This is a genomic window from Parahaliea mediterranea, from assembly GCF_003402235.1.
In the GTDB taxonomy this organism is placed as follows: domain Bacteria; phylum Pseudomonadota; class Gammaproteobacteria; order Pseudomonadales; family Halieaceae; genus Parahaliea; species Parahaliea mediterranea.
This window is the reverse complement of record NZ_QEWO01000004.1, coordinates 163,994-187,650: the sequence shown is the minus strand read 5'-3', so window position 1 is coordinate 187,650 and position 23,657 is coordinate 163,994. Positions and strand designations below refer to the sequence as shown.

General features: G+C 63.1%; 20 protein-coding genes. 17 read left to right on the top strand and 3 right to left on the bottom strand.

Translation table 11 applies throughout. The annotated features are described in order from the left end of the window. Window positions 1–105: 105 nt before the first annotated feature. Window positions 106–1,734: a 3-(methylthio)propionyl-CoA ligase gene (locus DDZ17_RS13200; protein WP_116367430.1), complete on the top strand. Its 1,629-nt coding sequence runs from the start codon at window positions 106–108 to the stop codon at window positions 1,732–1,734. A 324-nt stretch (window positions 1,735–2,058) separates the two neighbouring features. On the opposite strand, the gene DDZ17_RS13195 is transcribed toward DDZ17_RS13200, so the two are convergent. From DDZ17_RS13195 to DDZ17_RS13190, 3 genes are all read right to left on the bottom strand, one after another. Beyond that, window positions 2,059–2,868: a class I SAM-dependent methyltransferase gene (locus DDZ17_RS13195; protein WP_116367429.1), complete on the bottom strand. Its 810-nt coding sequence runs from the start codon at window positions 2,866–2,868 to the stop codon at window positions 2,059–2,061. Between the two features lie 115 nt (window positions 2,869–2,983). Next, window positions 2,984–3,670 carry a hypothetical protein gene (locus tag DDZ17_RS22435; RefSeq protein WP_157976634.1) on the bottom strand — a complete coding sequence of 229 codons (687 nt, stop codon included), beginning with the start codon at window positions 3,668–3,670 and terminating at the stop codon, window positions 2,984–2,986. A gap of 311 nt (window positions 3,671–3,981) precedes the next feature. Further along, complete coding sequence (locus DDZ17_RS13190; RefSeq protein ID WP_116367428.1) at window positions 3,982–6,291, bottom strand: TonB-dependent receptor; 2,310 nt, start codon at window positions 6,289–6,291, stop codon at window positions 3,982–3,984. A gap of 224 nt (window positions 6,292–6,515) precedes the next feature. On the opposite strand from DDZ17_RS13190, the gene DDZ17_RS13185 reads away from it, so the two are divergent. The 16 genes from DDZ17_RS13185 to DDZ17_RS13110 all read left to right on the top strand — a co-directional run bounded on the left by DDZ17_RS13185 (window position 6,516) and on the right by DDZ17_RS13110 (window position 23,654). Then, a complete protein-coding gene (locus DDZ17_RS13185) occupies window positions 6,516–8,099 on the top strand; it encodes a FadD3 family acyl-CoA ligase (protein ID WP_116367427.1) in 1,584 nt (527 codons plus the stop codon). Then, the gene (locus DDZ17_RS13180; RefSeq protein ID WP_241505881.1) at window positions 8,096–8,575 is read left to right on the top strand and encodes an Lrp/AsnC family transcriptional regulator; all 480 of its coding nucleotides are present in this window, start codon (window positions 8,096–8,098) and stop codon (window positions 8,573–8,575) included. The genes DDZ17_RS13185 and DDZ17_RS13180 overlap by 4 nt, the downstream gene beginning before the upstream one ends. Next, window positions 8,572–9,039, top strand: a complete 468-nt coding sequence (locus DDZ17_RS13175; RefSeq protein WP_116367426.1) for an Lrp/AsnC family transcriptional regulator — start codon at window positions 8,572–8,574, stop codon at window positions 9,037–9,039. Before DDZ17_RS13180 ends, DDZ17_RS13175 begins: the two co-directional genes overlap by 4 nt. Window positions 9,040–9,146: 107 nt before the next feature. Next, window positions 9,147–10,019 carry a CoA transferase subunit A gene (locus DDZ17_RS13170; RefSeq protein ID WP_116367425.1) on the top strand — a complete coding sequence of 291 codons (873 nt, stop codon included), beginning with the start codon at window positions 9,147–9,149 and terminating at the stop codon, window positions 10,017–10,019. Between the two features lie 21 nt (window positions 10,020–10,040). Then, entirely contained in the window at window positions 10,041–10,841 is an 801-nt protein-coding gene (locus tag DDZ17_RS13165) for a CoA-transferase subunit beta (RefSeq protein ID WP_116367424.1), read from the top strand. A 12-nt stretch (window positions 10,842–10,853) separates the two neighbouring features. Next, window positions 10,854–11,927: an NAD(P)H-dependent flavin oxidoreductase gene (locus DDZ17_RS13160; RefSeq protein ID WP_116367423.1), complete on the top strand. Its 1,074-nt coding sequence runs from the start codon at window positions 10,854–10,856 to the stop codon at window positions 11,925–11,927. A gap of 12 nt (window positions 11,928–11,939) precedes the next feature. Further along, window positions 11,940–12,692 carry an enoyl-CoA hydratase family protein gene (locus DDZ17_RS13155; RefSeq protein WP_116367422.1) on the top strand — a complete coding sequence of 251 codons (753 nt, stop codon included), beginning with the start codon at window positions 11,940–11,942 and terminating at the stop codon, window positions 12,690–12,692. Between the two features lie 9 nt (window positions 12,693–12,701). After that, the gene (locus tag DDZ17_RS13150; protein ID WP_116367421.1) at window positions 12,702–13,865 is read left to right on the top strand and encodes an acyl-CoA dehydrogenase family protein; all 1,164 of its coding nucleotides are present in this window, start codon (window positions 12,702–12,704) and stop codon (window positions 13,863–13,865) included. Window positions 13,866–13,896: 31 nt separating this feature from the next. Beyond that, window positions 13,897–14,937: an acyl-CoA dehydrogenase family protein gene (locus tag DDZ17_RS13145; protein ID WP_116367420.1), complete on the top strand. Its 1,041-nt coding sequence runs from the start codon at window positions 13,897–13,899 to the stop codon at window positions 14,935–14,937. Between the two features lie 15 nt (window positions 14,938–14,952). Further along, entirely contained in the window at window positions 14,953–16,101 is a 1,149-nt protein-coding gene (locus DDZ17_RS13140) for an acetyl-CoA C-acetyltransferase (RefSeq protein WP_116367419.1), read from the top strand. A gap of 44 nt (window positions 16,102–16,145) precedes the next feature. Next, window positions 16,146–17,033: an SDR family oxidoreductase gene (locus DDZ17_RS13135; protein ID WP_116367418.1), complete on the top strand. Its 888-nt coding sequence runs from the start codon at window positions 16,146–16,148 to the stop codon at window positions 17,031–17,033. 1 nt (window position 17,034) lies between these two features. Then, the gene (locus DDZ17_RS13130) at window positions 17,035–18,204 is read left to right on the top strand and encodes an acyl-CoA dehydrogenase family protein (protein ID WP_116367417.1); all 1,170 of its coding nucleotides are present in this window, start codon (window positions 17,035–17,037) and stop codon (window positions 18,202–18,204) included. After that, a complete protein-coding gene (locus DDZ17_RS13125) occupies window positions 18,201–19,388 on the top strand; it encodes an acyl-CoA dehydrogenase family protein (RefSeq protein WP_116367416.1) in 1,188 nt (395 codons plus the stop codon). The genes DDZ17_RS13130 and DDZ17_RS13125 overlap by 4 nt, the downstream gene beginning before the upstream one ends. 37 nt (window positions 19,389–19,425) lie before the next feature. Beyond that, on the top strand, window positions 19,426–20,217 hold the full coding sequence (locus tag DDZ17_RS13120; protein ID WP_206613546.1) for an SDR family oxidoreductase: 792 nt from the start codon (window positions 19,426–19,428) through the stop codon (window positions 20,215–20,217). A gap of 355 nt (window positions 20,218–20,572) precedes the next feature. After that, entirely contained in the window at window positions 20,573–21,775 is a 1,203-nt protein-coding gene (locus DDZ17_RS13115) for an acetyl-CoA C-acyltransferase (RefSeq protein WP_116367415.1), read from the top strand. A gap of 121 nt (window positions 21,776–21,896) precedes the next feature. After that, a complete protein-coding gene (locus tag DDZ17_RS13110; RefSeq protein WP_116367414.1) occupies window positions 21,897–23,654 on the top strand; it encodes a GspE/PulE family protein in 1,758 nt (585 codons plus the stop codon). Window positions 23,655–23,657 lie beyond the last annotated feature (3 nt).

Below are 23,657 nucleotides of genomic sequence, written 5' to 3'. Positions count from 1 at the left end.
CCGGCACCACCGGCGGCGTGATTGCGTCGCCTTCCTGACAGTCATCAGCGGCCCGAACAACAATAATGGGGCCACCTGACAATACCAGTAAAACAGGAGATACCCATGAACGGCCTGATGATGAACACCTCACTCACGGTCACCTCCATCATGCACCATGCCGAGCGCGTCAATGGCGGCGGCGAAATTGTGTCGGTGACCAAGGACAACCCGCGCCACCGCTACACCTACCGCGACGCCTTTGCCCGGGTGCGCCAGCTGGCCAACGCCATGGCCGGCTGGAATGTGCAGCGCGGCGACCGCATTGCCACCCTGGCCTGGAACGACTACCGCCACTTCGAAACCTACTACGCGGCGAGCTGCTCGGGCTTTGTGTGCCACACCATCAACCCGCGCCTGTTCCCGGAGCAGTTGGTCTACATCATCAACCACGCCGAAGACCAGTACGTGTTTTTCGACCCCGACTTCATGCCGCTGGTGGCCGCTATTGCCGACCAGTGCCCCGGCGTGAAGGGCTGGGTTGCCCTCACCAACGCCGAGCACATGCCCGCCGGCGAGGTGGACAACCTCCTGTGCTACGAAGACGTGCTGGCCGGGCAGGGCAGCGACTTCGACTGGCCAGCGCTGGATGAAAACGAAGCCTGCGCCCTGTGCTACACCTCCGGCACCACCGGTAACCCCAAAGGGGTGCTTTACTCCCACCGCTCCACCCTGTTGCACGCCTATGCATCCATGATGCCCGACGCCCTGGGCCTGTCGCGCCAGGACGCGGTGTTGCCCATTGTGCCCATGTTCCACGTCAACGCCTGGGGCATTCCCTATTCCTGCCCCATGGCCGGGTCAAAAATGGTCTTCCCCGGCGCCAAAGTGGGTGACGGCGCCACCCTGGCGGCGCTGATCAACGAAGAAGGCGTGACCCAGTCCGCCGGCGTGCCCACCGTGTGGCTGGCCCTGCTGGCCTACCTGAAGAAAAGCGGCGAAACCATCGACTCCCTGCAGCGGGTGGTGGTGGGCGGCGCGGCCTGCCCCTTGTCCATTATGGAAGACTTCGAAAAGTACGGTGTGGAATCCCGTGTGGGCTGGGGCATGACCGAAATGAGCCCCCTGGGCAGCATCAACGCCAGCGCCGACAGCCGCGAGAAGTACAGCCCCGACGCCTTTGCCAAACTGCGCCTGAAGGCCGGCCGCCCGGTGTTCGGGGTGGAAATGAAAATCGTGGATGAACAGGGTGACGAACTGCCCTGGGATGGCGTGGCCTACGGCTCACTGATGGTGCGCGGCCCCTGGATCTGCTCCAGCTACTTCAAGTTGGAGGGCGGCAGCGCCCACAGCGACGGCTGGTTCGAAACCGGCGACGTGGCCACCATCGACCCGGACGGCTACATGGCCATCACTGATCGCACCAAAGACGTGATCAAATCCGGCGGCGAGTGGATTTCCTCCATCGAAGTGGAAAATGTCGCCACCGACCACCCGAAAGTGGCAGAGGCCGCGGTGATCGGCCACTACCATCCCAAGTGGAGCGAGCGGCCGCTGCTGATTGTAGTGAAGTCCCCGGACGGCGAAGACCTCACCGAGGCGGAAATGCTCGCCTGGTTCGACGGCAAGATCGCCAAGTGGTGGACGCCCGACGCAGTGCAGTTTGTCGACAGCCTGCCCCACGGGGCCACCGGTAAAATCCAGAAGGTGGAGCTGCGCAAGCAGTTCGAGGATTACACCTTCCCCGACGCCTGAGGCGACGACGGGCGGCCACGCCCGTACCTGCCCTGTACCTCAGTTCTGCAACTACGGCCGCTGCCTGGCGCGGCCGTAGTTTGCTATCGCGTTCGCCGCATCATCGCTCAAAATAATTGGGTATCTGAAACATCTGGCTGCATTGACTTTCATCAGCGATGTTTCCGCTGCTGAATTCAACGAAGGGGTGTTGAATTGATAGTTTAGGCTTTTGTAGCCCGCTATAAGTGGCGCATTCGGCCCGGTCCCCATCGTCCTCAAAGCAGACACGATCACCACATCATTCGAACGTCCCGAGCCCACCAAAGCAGATACCGAAAAAGCTCAAACTGGCTTCCGGGCAAGGATGAACATATAGTCGCCATCATTGTGGCTATATCGTTTCATAACATTAGAGATGTTCTCGCCAGCGATATCCCTCTCAAGACGTGCCAGTCCATCACGCAGTTCCTCTGGATCGCAAAATCCATTCCTAAATGACGAGATTCCGGCACGCACTGACTCAGACAAGTAAATCTCTGGCCGTTGCTTTCCGCTGTAGAGAAAAAAATCTTGTAGCTCGGGTGTGATCTCAAAAGGCCTGAACTCCTCGACTATCAGCCCGGCCCGCGATAACGAGCTTATTACCTGCTCCCTATCTGGCATCTGCTCACAAGCCTTCTCCATCATTCCAGGGAAGTACTCAGTGAGCCAATACCGCATCATTTGAGTCGGAAATGCAGTGAGGATTGCAAACCTCGCGCCGGGCTTGAGCACGCGAGCAATTTCACGAAATGGTAGATCAATTTCTGGAAAGTGGTGTATTGCGAGCGTACAGGTGGAGCCGTCGAAGAAATTAGAACTGAACTCCAGCTTCATTGCATCCATGAGATACCACGACACGCTATCCGATTTTGGTCGTGCATTGGCCAACATAACTTCGGATTGATCAATGGCACTCCAATTGCCACCGAGAGCAGAAAGAACCGTCGTGTAATTCCCTGTACCACAGGCAACGTCCAGATACTCACCATGCAGGGATGGCCTAATCATATCTGCTAGAGTGGATACGATTTCTGGGTCTGCTTTCCGAGTAACATCGTAGCCGTCACCAATAGAGTTATAGATTGCTGTTATACTTTTTCTGGCAACCATAGCTATTTTCCGCTTTTGGCGTCGAGTCAGTATAGCAAAGAAGGAACGCGTCTAGTGCCTTCTCACTTGGTCGCTGAGTCCTCAAAGCTGAAATTAGTCACAAGCTGAAACTAGATCAAGGGGCGGCGACTGCAACTCCGAAGATCTTGTATTTCCTTAGCGGGAATAGAGAACGGCGTTTCTTTAGGAAGAACAAATACCCCTCTTCTTTACCGGATGAGAAAAAGTACTCCCTATCATCCTGTTCGCTCTTTCCAATAAATGTTACGGATTTGTAGTCTTTAAGGTTTTTATCATTAATCTTTGGAGTGCGGAGTCCTTGTGATTTGAACGCCTTTTCAATATCACGGATCGTAACACTTTTTACAAAATCAAGGATATTGTCAAGCTCTTTAAAGGAAAGGTTGTCGGAATTTATTTCAATAAAACCGTTATCAGTTTCTAATTTTCGGCGGATGTTCGGAGGTTGGCATTCCCAAGGCTGGCCAGAGTCTATTTTACTACATCGTACCGTGTAGCTGCTTACTAGGGCTGAGCCGTATTTAGATTGTATTGCTTTTCTATCATGAGGGGAATAATGAAAAACTACAGATCGCTCTTCATGATATATCGATGAAATTATTTTTCGTTCATTTTGACTGTGGCTCTCTCCGATATAGACGGCGATAAGTCTCTCTAATTCAAGAGTTTCATTCTCTGTCAATGGAATTTCTTTAACACAGCGCGCAATAGATGTGGAAAATGCTGCATTTGAGTAAGCCGCAATCAAAATTAGTATTACTGCTGCCAATTCCCTTAACATTCAAATTCCATACTTTCAATTGCACCTATTACTCTCAGTCTAACATTCTGGTCTTAGGAGTCGAAAGCAGTAGCTCGTTCCTCTGCGATCTCCAACCGCCGAGAAGACTGCAGAAGAAGGGCGTATTGTACGCACGGGTATTCGTGCATTGCATAAAGCTGAGAAGTTGTTGCCATTGTTCCACTGAATTCTACGGCGCAACTAGTGATCATCTGTTTATAAAATTGTAAGCCATCCATCCCAGCCAGATAATTTGGTTTTCCAAAATAAAAAGGGGCCCGCAGGCCCCTTTTGCATGAGTGCGCTGTGAATCAGTAGCGCAGTCGGAAGTCCACGCCGTAGGTGCGCGGTTGCAGGTAGGTGGTGGAGGTCTGGCCGATGCGGTAGTTCACGCTGTCCTCGTCGGTCAGGTTTTTGGCCCACACGGCAAACTGCCATTCGCCGCCCAGCATCTGTACATAGTCCAGGCTGAGGCGGCCGTTCAAGATACCGAAGTCCGGCACAATCACTTCGCCGGCGTCGGTGTTGGCCAGGGCGTACTGCTCGTCCTGCCAGGCGTAGTCCAGGTGGGCCTTCAGCTCGCCGAGGTTGCCCAGCTGCACGTTGTAGTCCGCCACTACGCTGTAGGCGTTTTCCGGTGCCCACACTAGCACGGTGGTGTCGGTGCGATCGGAGCCGTCCGGGAAGATGGCGTCGGAAATTTCCGAGTCGATGTAGGCGTAGTTGATGCCAATCTGGAAGTTGTTGGTCAGGGCCATCAGCAGGTCGAACTCTACCCCGCGAATTTCCGCCTCGCCGGAGTTGAAGATGCTGACGATGCTCGGGTTGTTCACTGGGTCCGGCAGGTAGTCGAGGATGATGTCGTCGATCTCGGTCTGGTATACCGCGCCGTTGAAGCGGATGCGGTTGTCCCACAGCTCGGATTTCCAGCCCAGCTCGTAGCTGATCAGGGTCTCCTCGTCAAAGGTTTCGGAGAAGTCCAGGGCCTTCGGGCTGGAGCCGCCGGAACGGAAGGCGGTGGCCGCTTTCACGTAGGTGGAGAAGTTCTCCGTCCAGCGGTAGTCGGCGGTGGCGCTCCAGTCGGGGTGGCTGATGTCGGAGTCGTTGCTGCCCGGGCCAAAGGCGTTCCACAGCAGGCCGTCGTTGGTGCGGGTGGCGCTGCGATCGTCCTGGGTGTAGCGGGCGCCCAGGGTGACATCCAGGCGGTCGTCGAGGATGTCGGGCGTCCAGGTGGCCTGGCCGAAGGCGGCGTAGGATTCCACCTCGCTCTTCACGGTGAATTCACCCAGGTAGGCGGGGTAGAAGAAGGGGTCCAGCACGTTGCACACCGGCGGCGGCGCGCCAAAGGCGCCGGAAACGCAGGGGCCGTTGCTGTCGAAGGCGACAAGGCCGGTGCTCTGCACCAGGGCGCGGTCCAGGTACTGCATTTCGGCGGAGGTGCCGTCTTCCTTCAGGTAGTACAAACCGCCCACGTACTTCCAGCGCTCGGTGGCGCCGGTGAGCTGGAATTCCTGGGTCAGTTGCTCGTGTTCGGTGATGGTGTTCACCTGCAGGCCGGAGGCGCCGCCGAAGGAGTCGGCGAAGTTCTGCGACAGGTCGTCATCGAAGGCGCGAAAGCCGGTGATGGACTTGAAGGTCAGGAAGTCGTTGATGTCGTAGCTGACGCTCAGGGACTGGCCGCGGGTTTTGGTGACGGTGCGCGGCAGCTGGTAGGCGCGACGCTGGCCGGTCTTGGCGTCGTAGGTGTGCTCCAGGCGGTCCTGGTAGCTCGCCACAATGTCGCCGCCCGCCGCGCTGATGCCTGCGCCAGTGGGGCCGGAGTACTGGAAGTAGGGCGAGGTGGTTTCCATGTCGGAATAGTCGAAGGTGTAATCCACCAGCAGTCGGTCGATCTGGTCGTAGCGCAGTGCCAGGCGAAAGCCCTTCTTGTCTTCGAGATAGAAGTCCTCGTACTCCTGCCCCGGGATTTTGCCGGCGCCGTCGTTGTCCACCCAGCCGTCGCGGTCGGTGAACACGGCGGAGATGTGGGATTTCACGCCGACGATTTCCGGCAGGTCGATGCTGGTGACAGAGCGCTGGTAGTTGTAGTTGCCAAGGCTCAGGGTCTGGTCCAGGGCGAACTCGCCGCTGGGCTTGCTGGTAACAAAGTTGATGGCGCCGGCGGTGGTGTTGCGGCCGTACAGGGTGCCCTGGGGCCCGCGCAGGATTTCCACCCGCTCCAGGTCGGCCAGGTCGGCCAGTACGCCGGTGGTGCGCCCGGCGTAAACGCCGTCGTAGTACACCCCGACGGTGTTGTCCTTGGTCAGGATGATGGAGTCGGCGTTGCCGATACCGCGAATGAAGAAGGCCAGGTTGTTGCTGGTGGTGGGGTAGGCCGGGGTCTGCAGGCTGGGGGCAGCCAGGCCCACGTCTTTCATGTTGGTCAGGCCCATGCTTTCAATGGCTTCGCTATTGAAGGCATTGATGGAGATGGGGGTGTCCTGCAGTGATTCGCTGCGCTTCTGGGCGGTCACAATCACTTCTTCCAGGCCCTGGGCCAACGCGGTGGCGGCCGGGGCCAGCAGGCCGGCGGCCAGTGCAACGGCGGTGGCGAGCCCGGTGCGGGCGGTGTTCAGGTTCATACAGCGTGCTCCTTGTTGTGTTTATGCAGCCGGCGGTTCGGCTGGCTATATAGCCGGTGGGCATAGTGCCAGAGCTGCCACGGCAAGGTTAAGCAGCTGGAGTCGAATAGTTGCACTATGCGTAGGAATTAAGCAAAAAATTTACGCATTGTGCTTGCTGGGCCCGGAGTGGCCTCCTATATTTGCCCCACTTCAGCCCACCAGCCGGCCCGGGAGCCCCGCGCATGCCAAGCCAGAACGCGAATCAGAGAACGGTACCCGAGGTGGTGGCACAGGCCGCCGCCGAGCATGGCGAGCGCATCGCCATTCGCGACGGTGCGACGGCGCTCAGTTTTGCCGGCCTCAACGCGGCCCGCCTGCAGGCGGCGAGGGCCCTGGCGGCCATGGGCCTTAACAAAGGCGACTGCATCGCCATCTGGGCGCCCAATATGTACCAGTGGATTGTGGCGGCCCTGGGCGCCCAGACCATCGGCGGTGTGCTGGTGCCCCTGAATACGCGCCTCAAGGGTAGTGAGGCGGCCTATATCCTGCGCGCCAGCGGCGCCAAATGGCTGTTCACGGTGCCGGAGTTTCTCGGCATTCGCTACCCGGCCCTGCTGGCCGGCGAGGACTTGCCCGCGCTCGAGGGCACCGTGCTGCTGGAAGGCAGCGGCACCGGCCAGCTCGACTGGGAGGCCTTCATGGCCCGTGGCGCCGAGGTGAGCGAGGCCGATGTGCAGGCGCGCGCCGCCGCGCTCACCCCGGCCGATACCCTGGACGTCCTGTTCACCTCCGGCACCACCGGCAAACCCAAGGGCGTGGTAACCAGTCACGGCCAGAACATCCGCGCCTTCGAAACCTGGAGCGCCACCGTTGGCCTGTGTGCGGACGATAACTACCTGATTATCAACCCGTTTTTCCATTCCTTTGGCTACAAGGCCGGCTGGCTGGCGGCCATTATCACTGGCGCCAGAATCCTGCCGGTGCGCAACTTCGACCTGGACGCCGTGCTGGCCCAGATCGAGCGCGACCAGGTGTCGATGATTCCCGGCCCGCCCACCATTTACCAGTCACTGTTGGCCCATCCCCAGCGCGACGACTACAACCTGTCCAGCCTGCGCCTGGCGGTGACCGGCGCCGCGCCGGTGCCGGTGAAGCTGGTGGAGCAGATGCGCGAGGTGCTCGGCTTTGAGGTGGTGGTTACCGCCTACGGCCTCACCGAATCCTGCGGGGTGGTGTCCATCTGCCGCGCCGACGACAGCGCCGAGCGCATATCCCACACCTCCGGCTGTGCCATGGACGGGGTGGAGATGAAATGCGTGGACGGCGAGGGCAACACCGTGGCGCCGGGGGAGGAGGGCGAAATCTGGTTCCGCGGGTTCAACGTGATGCAGGGTTACCTCGACAACCCCGAGGAAACCGCCAACACCATCACCGCCGACGGCTGGCTGAAAACCGGCGATGTGGGGGTGATGGATGCCGACGGCTACGTGCGCATTACCGATCGCATCAAGGACATGTTTATTGTCGGTGGCTTCAACTGCTACCCGGCGGAAATCGAGAACGCCCTGTGCAGCATGCCGGGCGTGGCCCGTGCGGCAGTGATTGGCGTGCCCGACGAGCGCATGGGCGAAGTGGCCCGGGCCTACATCGTCAAAAGCAGCGGTGCCGACATTGACGAGGCGGCGGTGATCGCCTGGTCCCGGGAGAACATGGCCAATTACAAGGTGCCGCGTTCGGTGCGCTTTCTGGAGGCCTTCCCCATGAACGCCGGCGGCAAAGTGCTGAAGAACGAGCTGCGGGACCTGGCCGCGGCGGAGAGCGCGTGAACACCGCGGCAGTGACCGAGTTCCACCCGCAGCTGGACGAGGTGGATCACCGCATCATCGCCCTGCTGCGCGAAGACGGGCGCATGCCCTTTCGCGCCCTGGCCAAGGCCCTGGGCCTGACCGAAGCCACTGTGCGCAGCCGGGTGCGCCGGCTGGAAGAGTCCAACACCATGCGGGTGGTGGCGGTGACTGACATCGAGGCGGCGGGCTACAACCTGCTGCTGGCAGTGGGGGTGCAGGTGGAAAGCCGCACCCCGGAAAGCGTGGCCCGCGAGCTGGCCGCCATCCCGGAAGTGTTCTCGGTGAATGTGGTGGTGGGCACCCACGACATCGAGGCCCTGGTGGTGGCCGAGGATCAGGCCGCCCTGCACCGGCTGTTGAGCGACCGCCTGGCGGCCCTGCCCGGTGTGCGCCGGCTGACCCCCTCGCTGGCGGTGAACGTGCTGAAAAACCAGCCGGACTGGGTGCCCCTGTGAGCCGCCGGCAACTGGACGAGGTGGATCGCGCCATCGTCGAGCGCCTGAGCCGCGACGCCCGGGTCAGCAACCGGCAGATTGCCGCCGAGCTTGGGGTGACCGAAGGCACCGTGCGCAGCCGCGTCAAGCGCATGGAAGAGGAAAAACTCATTCGCATCACCGCGGTGACCAACATCGACCGCTTCCGCGATGCCAGCCTGGCCTACATCTGGGTGGAGGTGGAGCGCAGCCACCAGGTGAGCGAGGTGGCAAGCCGGCTGGCCGAAATCCCCGAGCTGGGTTTTGTCGGTGAAATGCTCGGCCGCTCGGACCTGCTGGCCATCACCATGGTGCGCAACAACGAACACCTGGCCGAGTTTGTGCACGGCCATATCAGCGGCATTCCCGGCGTGCGCCGCACCGAGAGCACCCTGGGCGTGAACTTTATAAAGCACGACTACCGCATGGCGCGGATTGTGCGCTAGCACCCGGTAGGCAACAGTCAAAACTGAAAGCAGGGCGCAAAAAGCGCAACGAGAATTAAGCAATCGCCGGCAGCCTGTCGCCGGCACTGGTAGAGAAAGGAACTGTTATGGATAAACGCATTTCGGCCGCCGCGGCAGTGGCGCAAATCTCAGACGGCATGACCGTGGGTATTGGCGGCTGGGGCCCCCGGCGCAAGCCCATGGCCCTGGTGCGGGAAATCCTGCGCTCGGACCTGAAAGACCTCACCATCGTCGCCTACGGCGGTGCCGATGTGGGCATGCTGTGCGCCTCCGGCAAGGTGAAAAAAGTCATCTTCGCCTTTGTCTCGCTGGACTTCATTCCCCTGGAGCCCTACTTCCGCCAGGCCCGCCAGAGCGGCGCCATCGAGGTGATGGAAGTGGACGAGGGCATGATGCTGCTGGGTCTGCGCGCCGCGGCCTGGGGCCTGCCCTTCATCCCCACCGAAGTGGGCCTTGGCACTGACATCCTCACCCACAACCCCGATATCAAAGTGATCGACAGCCCCTACGACGACAAGGAGTGGGTGGCCATGCCGGCACTGAACCTGGACGTGGCCCTGATTCACGCCGACCGCGCCGACGCGCGCGGCGTGTGCCAGATCGAAGGCCCGGATCACTACCTGGACGACTGGATGGCCCGCGCCGCCAAAAACACCATTGTGTCCTGCGAAGAGGTGGTTGATACCGCCTACTTCCAGGACCCGGCGCGCGCGCGCCAGGTGTTCTGGGAGCGCAGCATCACCGATGCGGTGGTGGAAATCCCCGGCGGCGCCCACCCCACCTCCTGCAACCCCCAGTACGGCTTCGACGTACCCCACTTCAAGGCCTACAACGGCAGCGCCAAGGAAGGGGGCTTTGCCGCCTATGCCGAGCAGTTCCTGGCGGCCACCGAAGCCGAGTACCAGGAGCGCGTTGGCGGCCTGGATGCCATCCGCGCACTGCCCCTGCCCGTTTACTGATCAGCCAAGGAGACTTGTTCAATGACTGCAGCAACCGACTACACCCTGGCTGAACTGTGCATCGTGGCCGCCGCCGAAGCCTTCCGCGACGACGGCGAAAAACTCGCCACCGGCATCGGCGTAATCCCGCGCCTGGGCGCGAGCCTGGCCATGAAGACCTTCAACCCGGACCTGATGATGACCGACTCGGAGGCCTTCATGCTGTCCGAGCCGAACCCGCTGGGCAACCGCGGCGATGACTTTGTGCAGGCCAACGAGAGCTGGATGGGCTTTTCGCGCATCTTCGACAACGTGTGGAGCGGCAAGCGCCACGCCATGCTCGGCCCGACCCAGATCGACCGCTTCGGCCAGACCAACACCTCGGCCCTGGGCGGCACCTACGCCCAGCCCAAAGTGATGATGCTGGGCGCGCGCGGCTTCCCGGGCAACTCCATCTGCCACCGCAACAGCTTCTTTGTGCCGGCCCACAACAACCGCGTGTTCATTGATGGCGAGTGCGATTTTGTCTCCTCCATCGGCTACAACCCGGCGCGCCTGCCCAAGGGCCGTGCGCTCAGCGATGTGGACATTCACCGCGTTATCACCAACCTCTGCGTGATGGACTTCGGCGGCCCCGACCACCAGCTGCGCCTGCTGTCACTGCACCCTGGGGTGAGCGTGGAAGAAGTGCTGGAAAACACCGGCTTTGCCATTGCGGTGCCCGATGAAGTGCCCACTACCGCCGCCCCCACCGAGGAGCAGCTGGCCATCATCAAGGCGCTGGACCCCCACAACCAGCGGGCCTACCAGATCAAGGACAACCCTCCCGGCGTTCGCAGCTAAGGGCCTGGCAGCATGAACCTCAACACACGCCTGACCGAACTGCTCGGCTGCCGCTACCCCATCGTGCAAACCGCGATGGGCTGGGTGGCAGACCCGAACCTGGTGGCCGGCAGCTGTAACGCCGGTGGCTTTGGCTTTCTGGCCGGCGCCACCATTCCACCGGCGGAAATGGAGCGCGACATCCTGCGGGTGAAGGCGCTCACCGACAAACCCTTCGGTGTGAACTTTCACATGTACCAGCCCAACGCGGCGGACATTGTCGACATGGTGATCCGCCACGGCGTCAAGGCGGTCAGCTACTCCCGCTCGCCGGGGCCGGAATTCATCCGCAAGCTGAAGGATGCCGGTGTGGTGTGCATGCCCACCGTGGGCCTGCCCAAGCACGCCATCAAGGCGGTGGAACTGGGCGCCGATGTGGTCACCGTGCAGGGCGGGGAAGGCGGGGGCCACACCGGCGCCGTGCCCACCACCCTGCTGATTCCCCAGGTGATCGACGCCGTGGGCGAGAAGGTGCCGGTGGTGGCCGCCGGCGGCTTCAAGGACGGCCGTGGCCTGGTGGCGGCCCTGGCCTGGGGGGCCGATGGCATCGCCATGGGCACCCGCTTCCTGTTGACCAAGGAAAGCCCGGTGCCCGACGCCACCCTGCAGCGCTACCTGGCCTGCAAGGACCCGGCCCAGATCATCCGCTCCGAGGCGATGGACGGCCTGCCCCAGCGCATGATCATGAACGAACTGCTGGCGGAGCTGGAAAAAGCCGGCGGCCTGAAAAAACTGCTGATCGCCATTCGCAATGGCCTGGCCTTTCGCAAGCACACCGGCGCCAGCCTGCTGAGCCTGCTGAAGTCCGCCGTGGCCATGAGCGGCGCGGGCGACCTTACCGCCGCCCAGGCCATCATGTCCGCCAATGCGCCGATGATTATCCAGAAGGCCATGGTGGACGGCCGCCCGGAGCAGGGCGTGCTGCCCAGCGGCCAGGTGGCGGGGGTGATTGACGAGCTGCTCAGCTGCGAAGCGCTGATCAGCGGCATTGCCCGCGAGGCGGAACAACGACTCACCGCACTGGCGCAGCGCGCCGGCGCGGCCTGACGAGGACACACTATGACAGCCGTATTTAAAACCACCATCGAGGGCGGCATCGCCGAGATGATTCTCGACAAGCCGCCGGTGAATGCCTTCGACAGCGCCGGCTGGATGGCCGTGGCCGCCGAGATCGACGCCCTGGGCGCCAACGATGCCGTGCGCGTCATCCTGATTGCCGCCGAGGGCAAGGGCTTCTGCGCCGGTGTGGACATCAAGGAGCTGGCCGCCCACCCGGAGCGCATCGTGGCGGTGAACAAGGGCAACTACGAAACCTTCCGCGCCATTCACCGCAACCCCAAGCCGGTGATTATCGCCCTGCACGGTTTTGTGCTGGGCGGCGGCATTGGCATGGCCGGGGCCGCCGACATCCTGGTGGCTTCCGACTGCGCGCGCTTTGGCGTGCCGGAGATCGACCGCGGCGCCATGGGCGGCGGTGCGCACCTGCAGCGCATGTTCCCGGTGCAGAAGGTGCGCTACATGTACTTCACCGGCGAATTCATCGACGCCGCCGAGGCCTACCGCCTGGGCGCCGTGGAGAAGGTGGTGCCGAAGGACCAGCTGCGCGATACCGCCCGCGAAATCGCGGCGAAAATCGCCGAGAAGTCCCCGGCCATGGTCAAGCTGGCCAAGGAGGCCCTCACCGGCATTGAAGACGGCAACCTGGAAGACAAGTACCGCTGGGAGCAGGGCTTCACCCTGGAGGCCTACACCGTGGGCGACTCCCAGGAATCCCGGGATGCCTTTGTGGAAAAACGCGACGCGAAGTTTTAAGGCCAGACGATGAACCTGAACTACACCGACCAACAAAACGCCTTTCGCGAGGAAGTGCGCAGCTGGCTCGCCGAGCACGTTCCCGCCGAGCCCCTGAAGACCTTCGATACCGAGGAGGGCTTCCAACAGCACCGCGAGTGGGAGGCCACCCTCAACAAGGGCCGCTGGGGCATGGTGACCTGGCCCGAAGAACTAGGCGGGCGCGCCTGCGACCTGATCGAGTGGCTGATCTTCGAAGAAGAGTACTACCGCGCCCGGGCGCCCCTGCGGGTCAACCAGAACGGCATCTTCCTGCTGGGCCCGACCCTGATGGAATACGGCACCGAGGAGCAGAAGGCGCGCATCCTGCCGAAGATGGCCAACGGCGAAGAGGTGTGGGCCCAGGGCTGGTCCGAGCCCAATGCCGGCTCCGACATGGCGGCGATTCGCTCCACCGCCCGCAAGGACGGCGACAAGTACATCATCAACGGCCAGAAAACCTGGTCCACCCGCGCCGTGTGGGCGGACTGGCTGTTCGGCATGTTCCGCACCGACCCGGATTCCGAGCGCCACCGCGGCCTGACCTTCATCCTGGTGCCGCTGAACACCCCCGGCATCACCGTGCGCCCCATCCCGCAGCTGGACGGGTTGCCGGGCTTTGCCGAAATCTTCTTCGACAATGTGGAAGTGGATGTGGCCAATCGCCTCGGCGACGAAGGCGCCGGCTGGAGCGTGGCCATGGCCACCGCCGGCTTTGAGCGCGGCCTGATGCTGCGCTCGCCGGCCCGCTTCCAGGAAACCGCCCGCCGCCTGGTGGAACTGTATAAAGCCAACCAGGCCAGCGCCGACCGCGACCCGGCGGTGCGCGATGCCGTAATGCGCGCCTGGATGGACGCCGAGAGCTACTGCCTCACTACCTATGAAACCGCCTGCCGCCTGACCCAGGGCGGCAAGATCGGCGCCGAGTCCTCCACCAACAAGATCTTCTGGTCGGAACTGGACCAGGCCATGCACGCCACCGCCATGAGCATTCTGGGCGCCCGCGCCGAGCTGCTGCCCCATGCGCCGGACGCCGGCGACGTGGGCACCTGGCTGGACGGCTGGCTGTTTGCCCAGTCCGGGCCGATCTACGCCGGTACTAATGAAATTCAAAGAAATATTATCGCCGAGCGTATGTTGGGAATGCCGAGGTAGTAGGAATCGGCAGTAGATAGAGAGATTCGATATGGACTTTACCTTTAGCGAAGACCAACTCCTGTTCCGCGACTCGGTGCGGGACTTTCTGGTCAACGAAGTGACCCCCGAGCGCATTCGCGGCATCTGGGAAAGCGACAGCGGCCGCGATGACGGCCTGTGGCAGCAGCTGGCCGAAATGGGCCTGACCGGCATCACCGTGCCGGAAGCGCACGGTGGCCTGGGTATGGACGAGCTGGACTTTGTTCTGCTGGCCCAGGAATGTGGCTACGTGGCGCTGCCCGAGCCGCTGGTCAACACCGCCCTGGTGGCGGTGCCGGTCATCAGCCAGCTGGGTGGCCAGGCCGCCGCCGAGTGGCTGCCCAAAATCGCCGCCGGTGAAACCCGCGTGGCCGTAGGCTGCAGCGACAACGGCCTGGCCGAAGATGCCGCGCAGGCCGGCCTGCTGCTGTGGGCCGAGCCGCAGGCGCTGTACCTGCTCACGCCGGATCAGTTCAGTGCGCGATTCAATGAATCCGTCGATCCCTCGCGGCGCCTGTACGCCATCGACATTGCCGCGGGCGTGCTGCCGGCGGCCAGCGGCGAGCAGGCCGCAGCCCTGTACCAGGCGGTGCTGGATCGCGGCGCCCTTGGGGCGGCGGCCCAGGCCCTGGGCCTGGCCCAGCGCATGATCGACATCTCCGTGCAATACACCAGCGAGCGCCAGCAGTTTGGCAAGGTGATCGGCAGCTTCCAGGCCGTCAAGCACCACATGGCCAACGTTGCCGTGCGCCTGGAATATGCCAAGGCGCCGGTAACCCGCGCAGCCTACGCCCTGGCCCGCGGCGAGGCGGCGCAGGTGGCGGTATCCCACGCCAAGCTGGTGGCCTGCGAAGCCGCCAACCTGGCGGCCAAGAACAGCATCCAGGTGCACGGCGCCATGGGCTATACCTGGGAGGTCGACCTGCACATCTTCATGAAGAAGGCCTGGGCCATGGCCGGCACCTTTGGTGATACCGGCTTCCACAAACAACGGGTGGCAGAGCACATCTTTGCCGACGGCGTCGCCCTGGGCGCCGGAACCACCTTCTAAACAGAGGATCAGACCATGCCAGAAGCCTATATAGTCGATGCCGTACGCACCCCCACCGGCCGCCGTCGCGGCAGCCTTGCCGAAGTTCACGCCGCCGACCTCGGTGGCCACGTACTGAAAGTGCTGGCCGAGCGCAACGGCATCCCCGACAGTGAATACGACGATGTGATTTTCGGCTGTGTCGATACCATCGGCCCCCTGGCCGGCGACATTGCCCGCACCTGCTGGCTGGCCGCGGGCCTGTCGGATGCAGTGCCCGGCACCACCGTCGATCGCCAGTGCGGTTCCTCCCAGCAGGCCGTTCACTTTGCCGCCCAGGCGATCATGGCCGGCGTGAACGACGTGGTGGTGGCCGGCGGCGTGCAGACCATGAGCAGCATTCCCATTTCCTCCGCCATGCTGGCCGCCGAGCCGCTGGGCTTTAAAGACCCCTTCTCCGGCAGCCAGGGCTGGGTGGCGCGCTACGGCGACACGCCGGTGTCCCAGTTCAACTCCGCCCAGATGATTGCCGAGAAGTGGAACTGCAGCCGCCAGGAAATGGAGGCTTTTGCCCTGGAGTCCCACACCCGCGCATTGCGCGCCATTGAAGAAGGCCGCTTCAACCGCGAAATTGCGCCGCTGAACGGCCTGGCGATGGACGAAACCCCGCGCCAGACCTCCATGGAGAAAATGGCCGAGCTGGAACCGCTGGCCGAGGGCGGCACCATCACCGCCGCCGTGTCCAGCCAGACCTGCGATGGCGCATCCGCCATGCTGATCGTGTCTGAGGCGGCGCTGAAGCGCTACAACCTCACGCCCCGCGCCCGCATTCACCACATGAGCGTGCGCGGTGCCGACCCGATCTGGATGCTGACCGCGCCAATCCCGGCTACCGAATACGCCCTGAAAAAAGCCGGCATGACGCTGGACCAGATCGATCTGGCGGAAGTGAACGAGGCCTTTGCCTCGGTGCCCATGGCGTGGATGAAGGAAACCGGTTTCCCCCACGAGAAAATGAACGTGAACGGCGGCGCGATTGCCCTGGGTCACCCGCTGGGCGCCACCGGCACCAAGCTGATGACCACCCTGCTGCACGAACTGGAGCGCACTGGCGGCCGCTACGGCCTGCAGACCATGTGCGAAGGCGGCGGTCAGGCGAACGTCACCATTCTGGAGCGCTTGTAACCCACGCAGGCAATGAGTCAAGGTCGAATACAGGATCAGAAACAATGAGCGGAATTTGCGAAGGACGAGTCGTTATCATCACCGGTGCCGGCGGCGGCCTCGGTGCGGCCCATGCGAAGGTGTTGGCCGGCGAGGGCGCCAAAGTCATCGTCAACGACATCAACCAGGAGGCGGCAGCCAGGGTTGTTGATGAAATCAAGGCCTCCGGCGGCGAAGCGGCGGTGAATACCTCCGACATCACCCACTACGACGACAGCCTGAACGCCGTAAAGCAGGCCATCGACACCTTTGGCGGCCTGCACGCTGTGGTCAACAATGCCGGTGTCAACCGCGACCGCATGTTTGCCAGCATGACCGAGCAGGAGTGGGACACCATCATGGCGGTCCACCTCAAGGGGCACTTCTGCATCAGTTCCCACGCGGTGCACTACTGGCGCGGCCAGTCCAAAGAAGGCCACGCGGTGGATGCGCGCATCATCAACACCACCTCCGGCGCGGGCCTGCAGGGCTCCATCGGCCAGTCCAACTACGCCGCGGCCAAGGCCGGCATTGCCGCCCTCACCCTCAACCAGGCGGCGGAACTGGCGCGCTACGGCATTACCGCCAACGCCATCGCCCCCTCCGCCCGTACCGGCATGACCAACGCCGTGCCGGAAATGGCCCAGCGCATGGCCAAGCCCGAGGACGGCAGCTTCGACCACTTCGCGCCGGAGAACGTCTCCGTGCTGGTTGCCTTTCTGGCCTCTGGCGAATCCGCCGGAGTGACCGGCCGCGTGTTCGAATCCGAAGGCGGTCGCATCTGCATCTGCGACGGCTGGCGCACCACCGAAGGGTTGGACAAGCAGGGCCAGTGGCAGCCCTCGGAGCTCAAAGACGCCGTGGCCAAACTGATGGCAAACGAAGTGCCGGCGCAGAAAGTCTGGGGAACCTGATATGGAGTTTGCCTTCACCGAAGAGCAGCAGATGATCCGCGATACCGCCGCGGATTTTCTGGCTGAGGTGTCCACCAGCGAAGCGGTGCGTGCGGCCATGAACACCGAGGCCGGCTTTGAAGCCGCCCTGTGGGAGCGGGTATGCCAGGAGATGTTCTGGCAGGCCATTCACATCCCCGAGGAACACGGCGGGATGGGCCTTGGCTACGTGGAACTGGTGGCCATGCTGGAACAGATGGGGCGCTACCTGTTCTGTTCACCCTTCTTTTCGACGGTGTGCCTGGGGGTGAACGCCCTGCGGCTGGCGGGCAGCGACGCCCAGCAGGCACAGTACCTGCCGGCGATTGTGGCGGGTAAAACGGCCACGCTGGCCTACGCCGCGGCCAACGGTGGCTGGGGCAGCGATGCAATCACTGCCACCTGTACCCCCAGCGGCGAAGGCTTTGTGCTGCAAGGCAGCTACCGCTACGTGAGCGATGGCCACACCGCCGACATCCTGATAGTGGCGGCGCGCGCTCCTGGCAGCACCGGCGATGAGGGTGTCAGCCTGTTTGTGGTGGATGCCAACAGCGCCGGCATCACCCGGCGCTGGCTGCCCACCATGGACCAGACCCGCAAGCAGGCCGAGATCACCCTGGACGGTGTGAGCGTGGCGGCGGATGCCCTGATGGGCGAGGCCGGCAAGGCCTGGGGGCCGCTGCAGAGCGTGCTTGACCTGGCCCGGGTGGCCATTGCCGCCGACCAGGTGGGTGGCGCCCAGCAGTCGCTGGACATTACCGTGGACTACCTGCAGGAGCGGGTGCAGTTCGGCCGGGTGATTGCCTCCTACCAGGCGGTGAAGCACAAAGCCGCCGACATGATGGTGAAGGTGGAAGCGGGGCGTTCGGCCCTGTACTACGCCGCCTGCGTGGCCGACGAGGCATTGAGCGGCGGCGCCCTGGGGGCGGAACTGGCCGAGGCGGCCAGCGTGGCCAAGGCCTGGTGCTCCGACGCCTACTTCTTCAATGCCGGCTGCGGCATCCAGTTGTTCGGCGGCGTCGGCTTCACCGCCGAGTACGACATTCAGCTTTACTTCAAACGCGCCAAGTCCACCGAGACCTTCCTCGGCGACGCCGCCTTCCACCGGGAGCGGCTGGCGCAGCAGATTCTGGACGGGGAGGCGGCGGCATGAAACTGAGCTTCAGCCCGCAAGACGAGCAGTTTCGCGAAGAGGTCGCCCAGTGGCTGGCGGACAACCTCTGCGGTGAATTCGAGTGTGTGCGCCACCGGGGCGGCCCCGGCGACGAGCATCATAGGGTGGCCGAGCGCAAAGCCTGGGAGCGCAAACTGGCCGAGGGCGGCTGGACCTGCATCGGCTGGCCGAAAGAATACGGCGGCCGTGGCGCCAGCATCGAGCAGCAGGTGATCTTCAACGAAGAATACGCCCGCGCCGGTGGCCCCGGGCGTATCGGCCATATCGGCGAAACCCTGGCCGGGCCGACCATCATTGCCTTTGGCAGCGACGAGCAGAAGCAGAAATACCTGCCTGGCATCCTGCGCGGCGAAGTGTTCTGGTGCCAGGGTTACTCCGAACCCAGCGCCGGCTCCGATCTCGCCAACGTCAAAACCCGCGCCGAATTCGACGAGGCGGCAGGCAAGTGGCGCATCAACGGCCAGAAGGTTTGGACCTCCCTGGCCCACGAGTCCGAGTACTGCTTTGTGATTGCCCGCACCGACCCGCAGTCGGTGGGCCACAAGGGGCTCGGTTTCTTCCTGGTGACCATGGACCAGCCCGGTGTAACCGTGCGGCCCATCGAGCAGCTCACCGGCACCAGTGAGTTCAACGAAGTATTCTTCGACGATGCGGAATGCGATGCCGCCGATATCGTCGGTGCCCCCGGCGATGGCTGGAAGGTGGCCATGGGCCTGCTCGGCTTTGAGCGCGGCGTGTCCACCCTGGGCCAGCAGATGCTGTTCCAGAACGAGTTTGACGCCATCGTCAAACTGGCGAAGGACAACGGTGCGGCAAAGAACCCGGCCCTGCGCCAGCGCATTGCCGATGCCCACGTGGGCCTGAAGATCCTGCGCTACAACAGTATGCGCATGCTCTCCGGTGGTGGCGACGGCAGCCTGCAGAAAGAGGCGATGATCTACAAACTGTACTGGGCCACCTGGCACCGCAACCTGGGCAAGCTGGCCATGGACGTACTGGGCCAGGAGAGCGAGATACTGGATGAGGCGCCCTACGAACTGAATCGATTGCAGTCCATGTACCTGTTCACCCGCTCCGACACCATCTACGGCGGCACCAACCAGATCCAGCGCAACATCATTGCAGAGCGCGCGCTTGGCATGCCAAGAGAACCGCGAGGTTAGAGCAGAGCAAGCCGCGAGGATAAAGAGAGACCACACTATGGCACTGAAAGAACCCCCACCCTACGTTAAGGGCCACAACCTGCTGGCTGGCAAGTCCGTGCTGATCACCGCGGCCGCTGGCGCCGGCATCGGCTTTGCCGCCGCCACCCGCGCCGCCGAAGAGGGCGCCCGCGCGGTGATGATCAGCGACATTCACGAGGGCCGGCTGGAGAAAGCCGTGGCCACCCTCAAAGAGCAGACTGGCCTGGACGCGGTCTACGGCAAAGTGGCCAATGTGACCGTGGAAGACGACGTGCAGGCCCTGATCGACGACGCCGAGACCCACATGGGCGGCGTTGATGTGCTGATCAACAACGCCGGCCTGGGTGGCACCAAGCTGCTGGTGGACATGGAAGACGACGAGTGGAGCCGCGTGCTCGATATCACCCTCACCGGCACCATGCGCATGACCCGCGCCATGCTGAAGAAAATGCAGCCCCGGGGCGCCGGCGTCATCGTCAATAACGCCTCCGTCCTCGGCTGGCGGGCCCAGAAGGAGCAGTGCCACTACGCCGCCGCCAAGGCCGGTGTGATGGCGCTCACCCGCTGCTCGGCGCTGGAAGCCGCCGACCACGGTGTGCGCATCAACGCGGTATCACCGTCCATTGCCTTTCACGAATTCCTGAAAAAGACAACGCCGATGGAATTGCTGGAAGAACTGGCGTCGAAGGAAGCCTTCGGCCGCGCAGCGGAAGTGTGGGAAGTCGCCAATGTGATGATGTTCCTGGCGTCGGATTACTCGGGCTACATGACCGGGGAGATTGTGTCCTGTTCGAGTCAGCGGGCGTAGTAGCCAAGTTGCCAGGTGGAGCCCTGTCCCCGGTCGCGCCGGGGAAGATACCCGGAGTTGGCACAAGGGTTGACCAGGTGTGGCGTAGGCGCCTTTGGGAAACAGTCAGGCCATGCTTTGCGTAGCCAGTCGCGACGGAGTTTTCCGCGAGCATTGGCCGAGTCCCGATTTTTGCGCAGCAAAAATGGTCGAGTTGCGCAGCGGCCGGCGCGACTGGCGTAGCAATGGCCGTTTCCCAAAGGCGCCCACGCCGCGCCTGCGCTCCCAGCCTCCAGCCGCCGGGCCACCAGCGCAGCAAATTAACGGGAATTTTTCACAAACTGAAACGTAATCACCAGAGAAACAGAGGTTTCCAATGAGAGAAGCAGTCATCGTCAGCACCGCCCGCACCCCGATCGGCAAAGCCTTCCGTGGCGCATTCAACGACACCGAAGCCCCCGCCATGGGCGGCCACGTGGTGCGCGCGGCGGTTGAGCGCGCCGGTATCGACCCGGCCATGGTCGACGACGTGATCATGGGCGCTGCCGCCCAGCAGGGCACCCAGGCCTACAACCTCGGCCGCCTGTGTGGCATTGCCGGCGGCCTGCCGGACACCACCTCCGGCATGACCATGGATCGCCAGTGCTCCTCCGGCCTGATGACCATCGCCACCGCCGCCAAGGGCATTATCTGCAACGAGTACGACGTGGCGGTGGCCGGTGGCCTGGAGTCCATTTCGCTGGTGCAAACCAAACACAAAAACAGCTACCGCAATGTCTCCAAGACGGTGCTGGACATCTCGCCCAAGGCCTACATCCAGATGATCGAGACCGCCGAGGTGGTCAGCGAGCGCTATGGCATCTCCCGCGATGCCCAGGATGAGTACTCCCTGCAGAGTCAGCTGCGCACGGCGAAGGCGCAGGCAGCGGGTGCCTTTGACGATGAAATTGTGCCGATGACCACCACCAAGGCGGTGTTCAACAAAGAAACAAAAGAAACCAGCTACGAGACGGTGACGCTGGAGAAGGACGAGGGCAACCGCCCGTCCACCACGCTTGAGGGCCTGCAAAGCCTGGAGCCGGTGTTCAAGGATGGCCAGTTCGTCAAGCAGGGCCAGTTCATTACCGCCGGCAATGCCTCCCAGCTATCTGATGGCGCGTCTGCCTGCGTGGTGATGGACAGCAAGCTGGCCGAGCGCCAGGGCCTGGCGCCGCTGGGCATTTACCGCGGCCTGGCCGTGGCGGGCTGTGCACCGGAGGAAATGGGTATTGGCCCGGTGTTTGCCGTGCCCAAGCTGCTGCAGCGCCACAACCTGACCGTGGACGACATTGGCCTGTGGGAACTCAACGAGGCCTTCGCCTGTCAGGTACTGTACTGCCGCGACCAACTCGGCATCGACAACGACAGACTGAACGTTAACGGCGGCGCCATCGCCATTGGTCATCCATTTGGCATGAGCGGCGCGCGCATGGTCGGCCACGCCCTGATCGAGGGCAAGCGCCGGGGCGTGCGCTATGTGGTGATCACCATGTGCATTGGCGGCGGCATGGGCGCGGCGGGGCTGTTCGAGGTCGCCTGAGCCCGAACCCGCTGGCCTCCCGCCTGGCGCGGGGGGCCGCCTTTGCATGCTACAATGGCGCCGTTTGCGGGCCCGGCGGTTAAACCCCGGGCCTTCACTATAAATGTAACGACGGCGTGTAATGAGCAAGATCGGCGAGCTGCTGGTGCAGCAGGGCAAAATTTCCGAGCGCGATGTAGAGCGCACCCTGCTGGCCCAGAACGAAATGGGCGACCTGTTCGGCCAGGTGCTGATCAAGCTGGGCCTGGTCTCCGACGAAGATGTGGCCCGGGCCCTGTCGGAGCAGCTCGACATTCCCCTGCGCCCCGCCAGCGACTACCCTGAAGAGGCCATTCGCCTCGACGGCGTCTCCCAGGAATTCCTCTTCAACAATGCCGTGGTGCCGGTGGCTGCCGCCGACCAGCTGGTGACCTTCGCCGCCACCGTGCCGCAGGACCCCTTCATCGCCAAGGCGCTGGGCATGGCGCTGGACAAGCCCGTGGCGCTGGAGCTGGGACTGGAGTCGGACATCAACAAGGCCCTGCAGCGCTACCTGCAAGCAGAGCAGGGCGAAGACGACGAGGCGCTGCTGGACCAGTTCGGCGGCCAGAGCGACGACGAGTTCATTGAACACCTGCGGGATCTGGCCTCGGAAGCGCCAGTGATCCGGCTGGTCAACCAGATCATCCACCGCGCGGTGGACATGGGCGCCTCGGACATCCACATCGAGCCCTTTGAAGACGGCCTGCACCTGCGCTACCGCGTGGACGGCGTGCTGCAGGAGGCGCGGGACGCCCCCGCGCCCAGCCTGGCGCCGGCCATTGCCTCGCGTATCAAACTGCTGTCGCACATGAACATCGCCGAGCGGCGCCTGCCCCAGGACGGGCGCATCATGACCCGGGTGAAGGGCCACGAGCTGGACCTGCGGGTCTCCACCATCCCCACCGTGCACGGCGAAAGCATCGTCATGCGGGTGCTGGACCGGGGCAGTATTCGCCTCAGCCTCACCGATATGGGGTTCTCCGACGATACCCTGGCGCGCTACACCACCCTGATCAACCGGCCCCACGGCGTGCTGCTGATGACCGGGCCCACCGGCTCCGGCAAAACCACCACCCTGTATGCCTCCCTGGCCTCGCTGGATTCCGAAAAGCTCAAGATCATCACCGTGGAAGACCCGGTGGAGTACCAGCTGGCCGGGGTCAACCAGATTCAGGTGCAGTCCCAGATCGAGCTCAGCTTTGCCCGCGCCCTGCGCGCCATCCTGCGCCAGGACCCGGACATCATCATGATCGGTGAGATGCGCGATACCGAAACGGCCCAGATTGGCGTGCAGTCGGCTCTCACCGGCCACCTGGTGCTTTCCACCCTGCACACCAACACCGCCGCCGGCGCCATTACCCGGCTGGAGGACATGGGGGTGGAGCGCTTCCTGATTACCTCATCGGTCAACGGTGTGCTGGCCCAGCGCCTGGTGCGCACCCTGTGCAAACACTGCAAGCAGGCCATCGAGCTGGACGCCCAGGCGATTCGCCGCTACGGCCTGCGCCCCTTCCTCGCCGAGGGCCAGACCACCGTGTACCAGTCGGTGGGCTGCGAGCACTGCCTGGATTCCGGCTATGCTGGCCGTACCGCCATCCACGAACTGTTCGTGCTGGATGAAGAGATGCATCGGGTCATTATGTCCGGCGCCGACGCCACCCTGCTGCACGCCGCGGCGCGCAGGCAGGGCATGATCACCCTGTACGAGGACGGCCTGCGCAAGGTGGTGGCAGGCAAAACCTCGCTGGAAGAGGTGATGCGCGTCACCCAGGATCAGACCGAATCCGAGGAGGAGGCCGCCGAGGTCGCCGCCCAGCTGGCCGCGCACTTCGAACAGCCCAACGCACCGGCCGCCTGATCG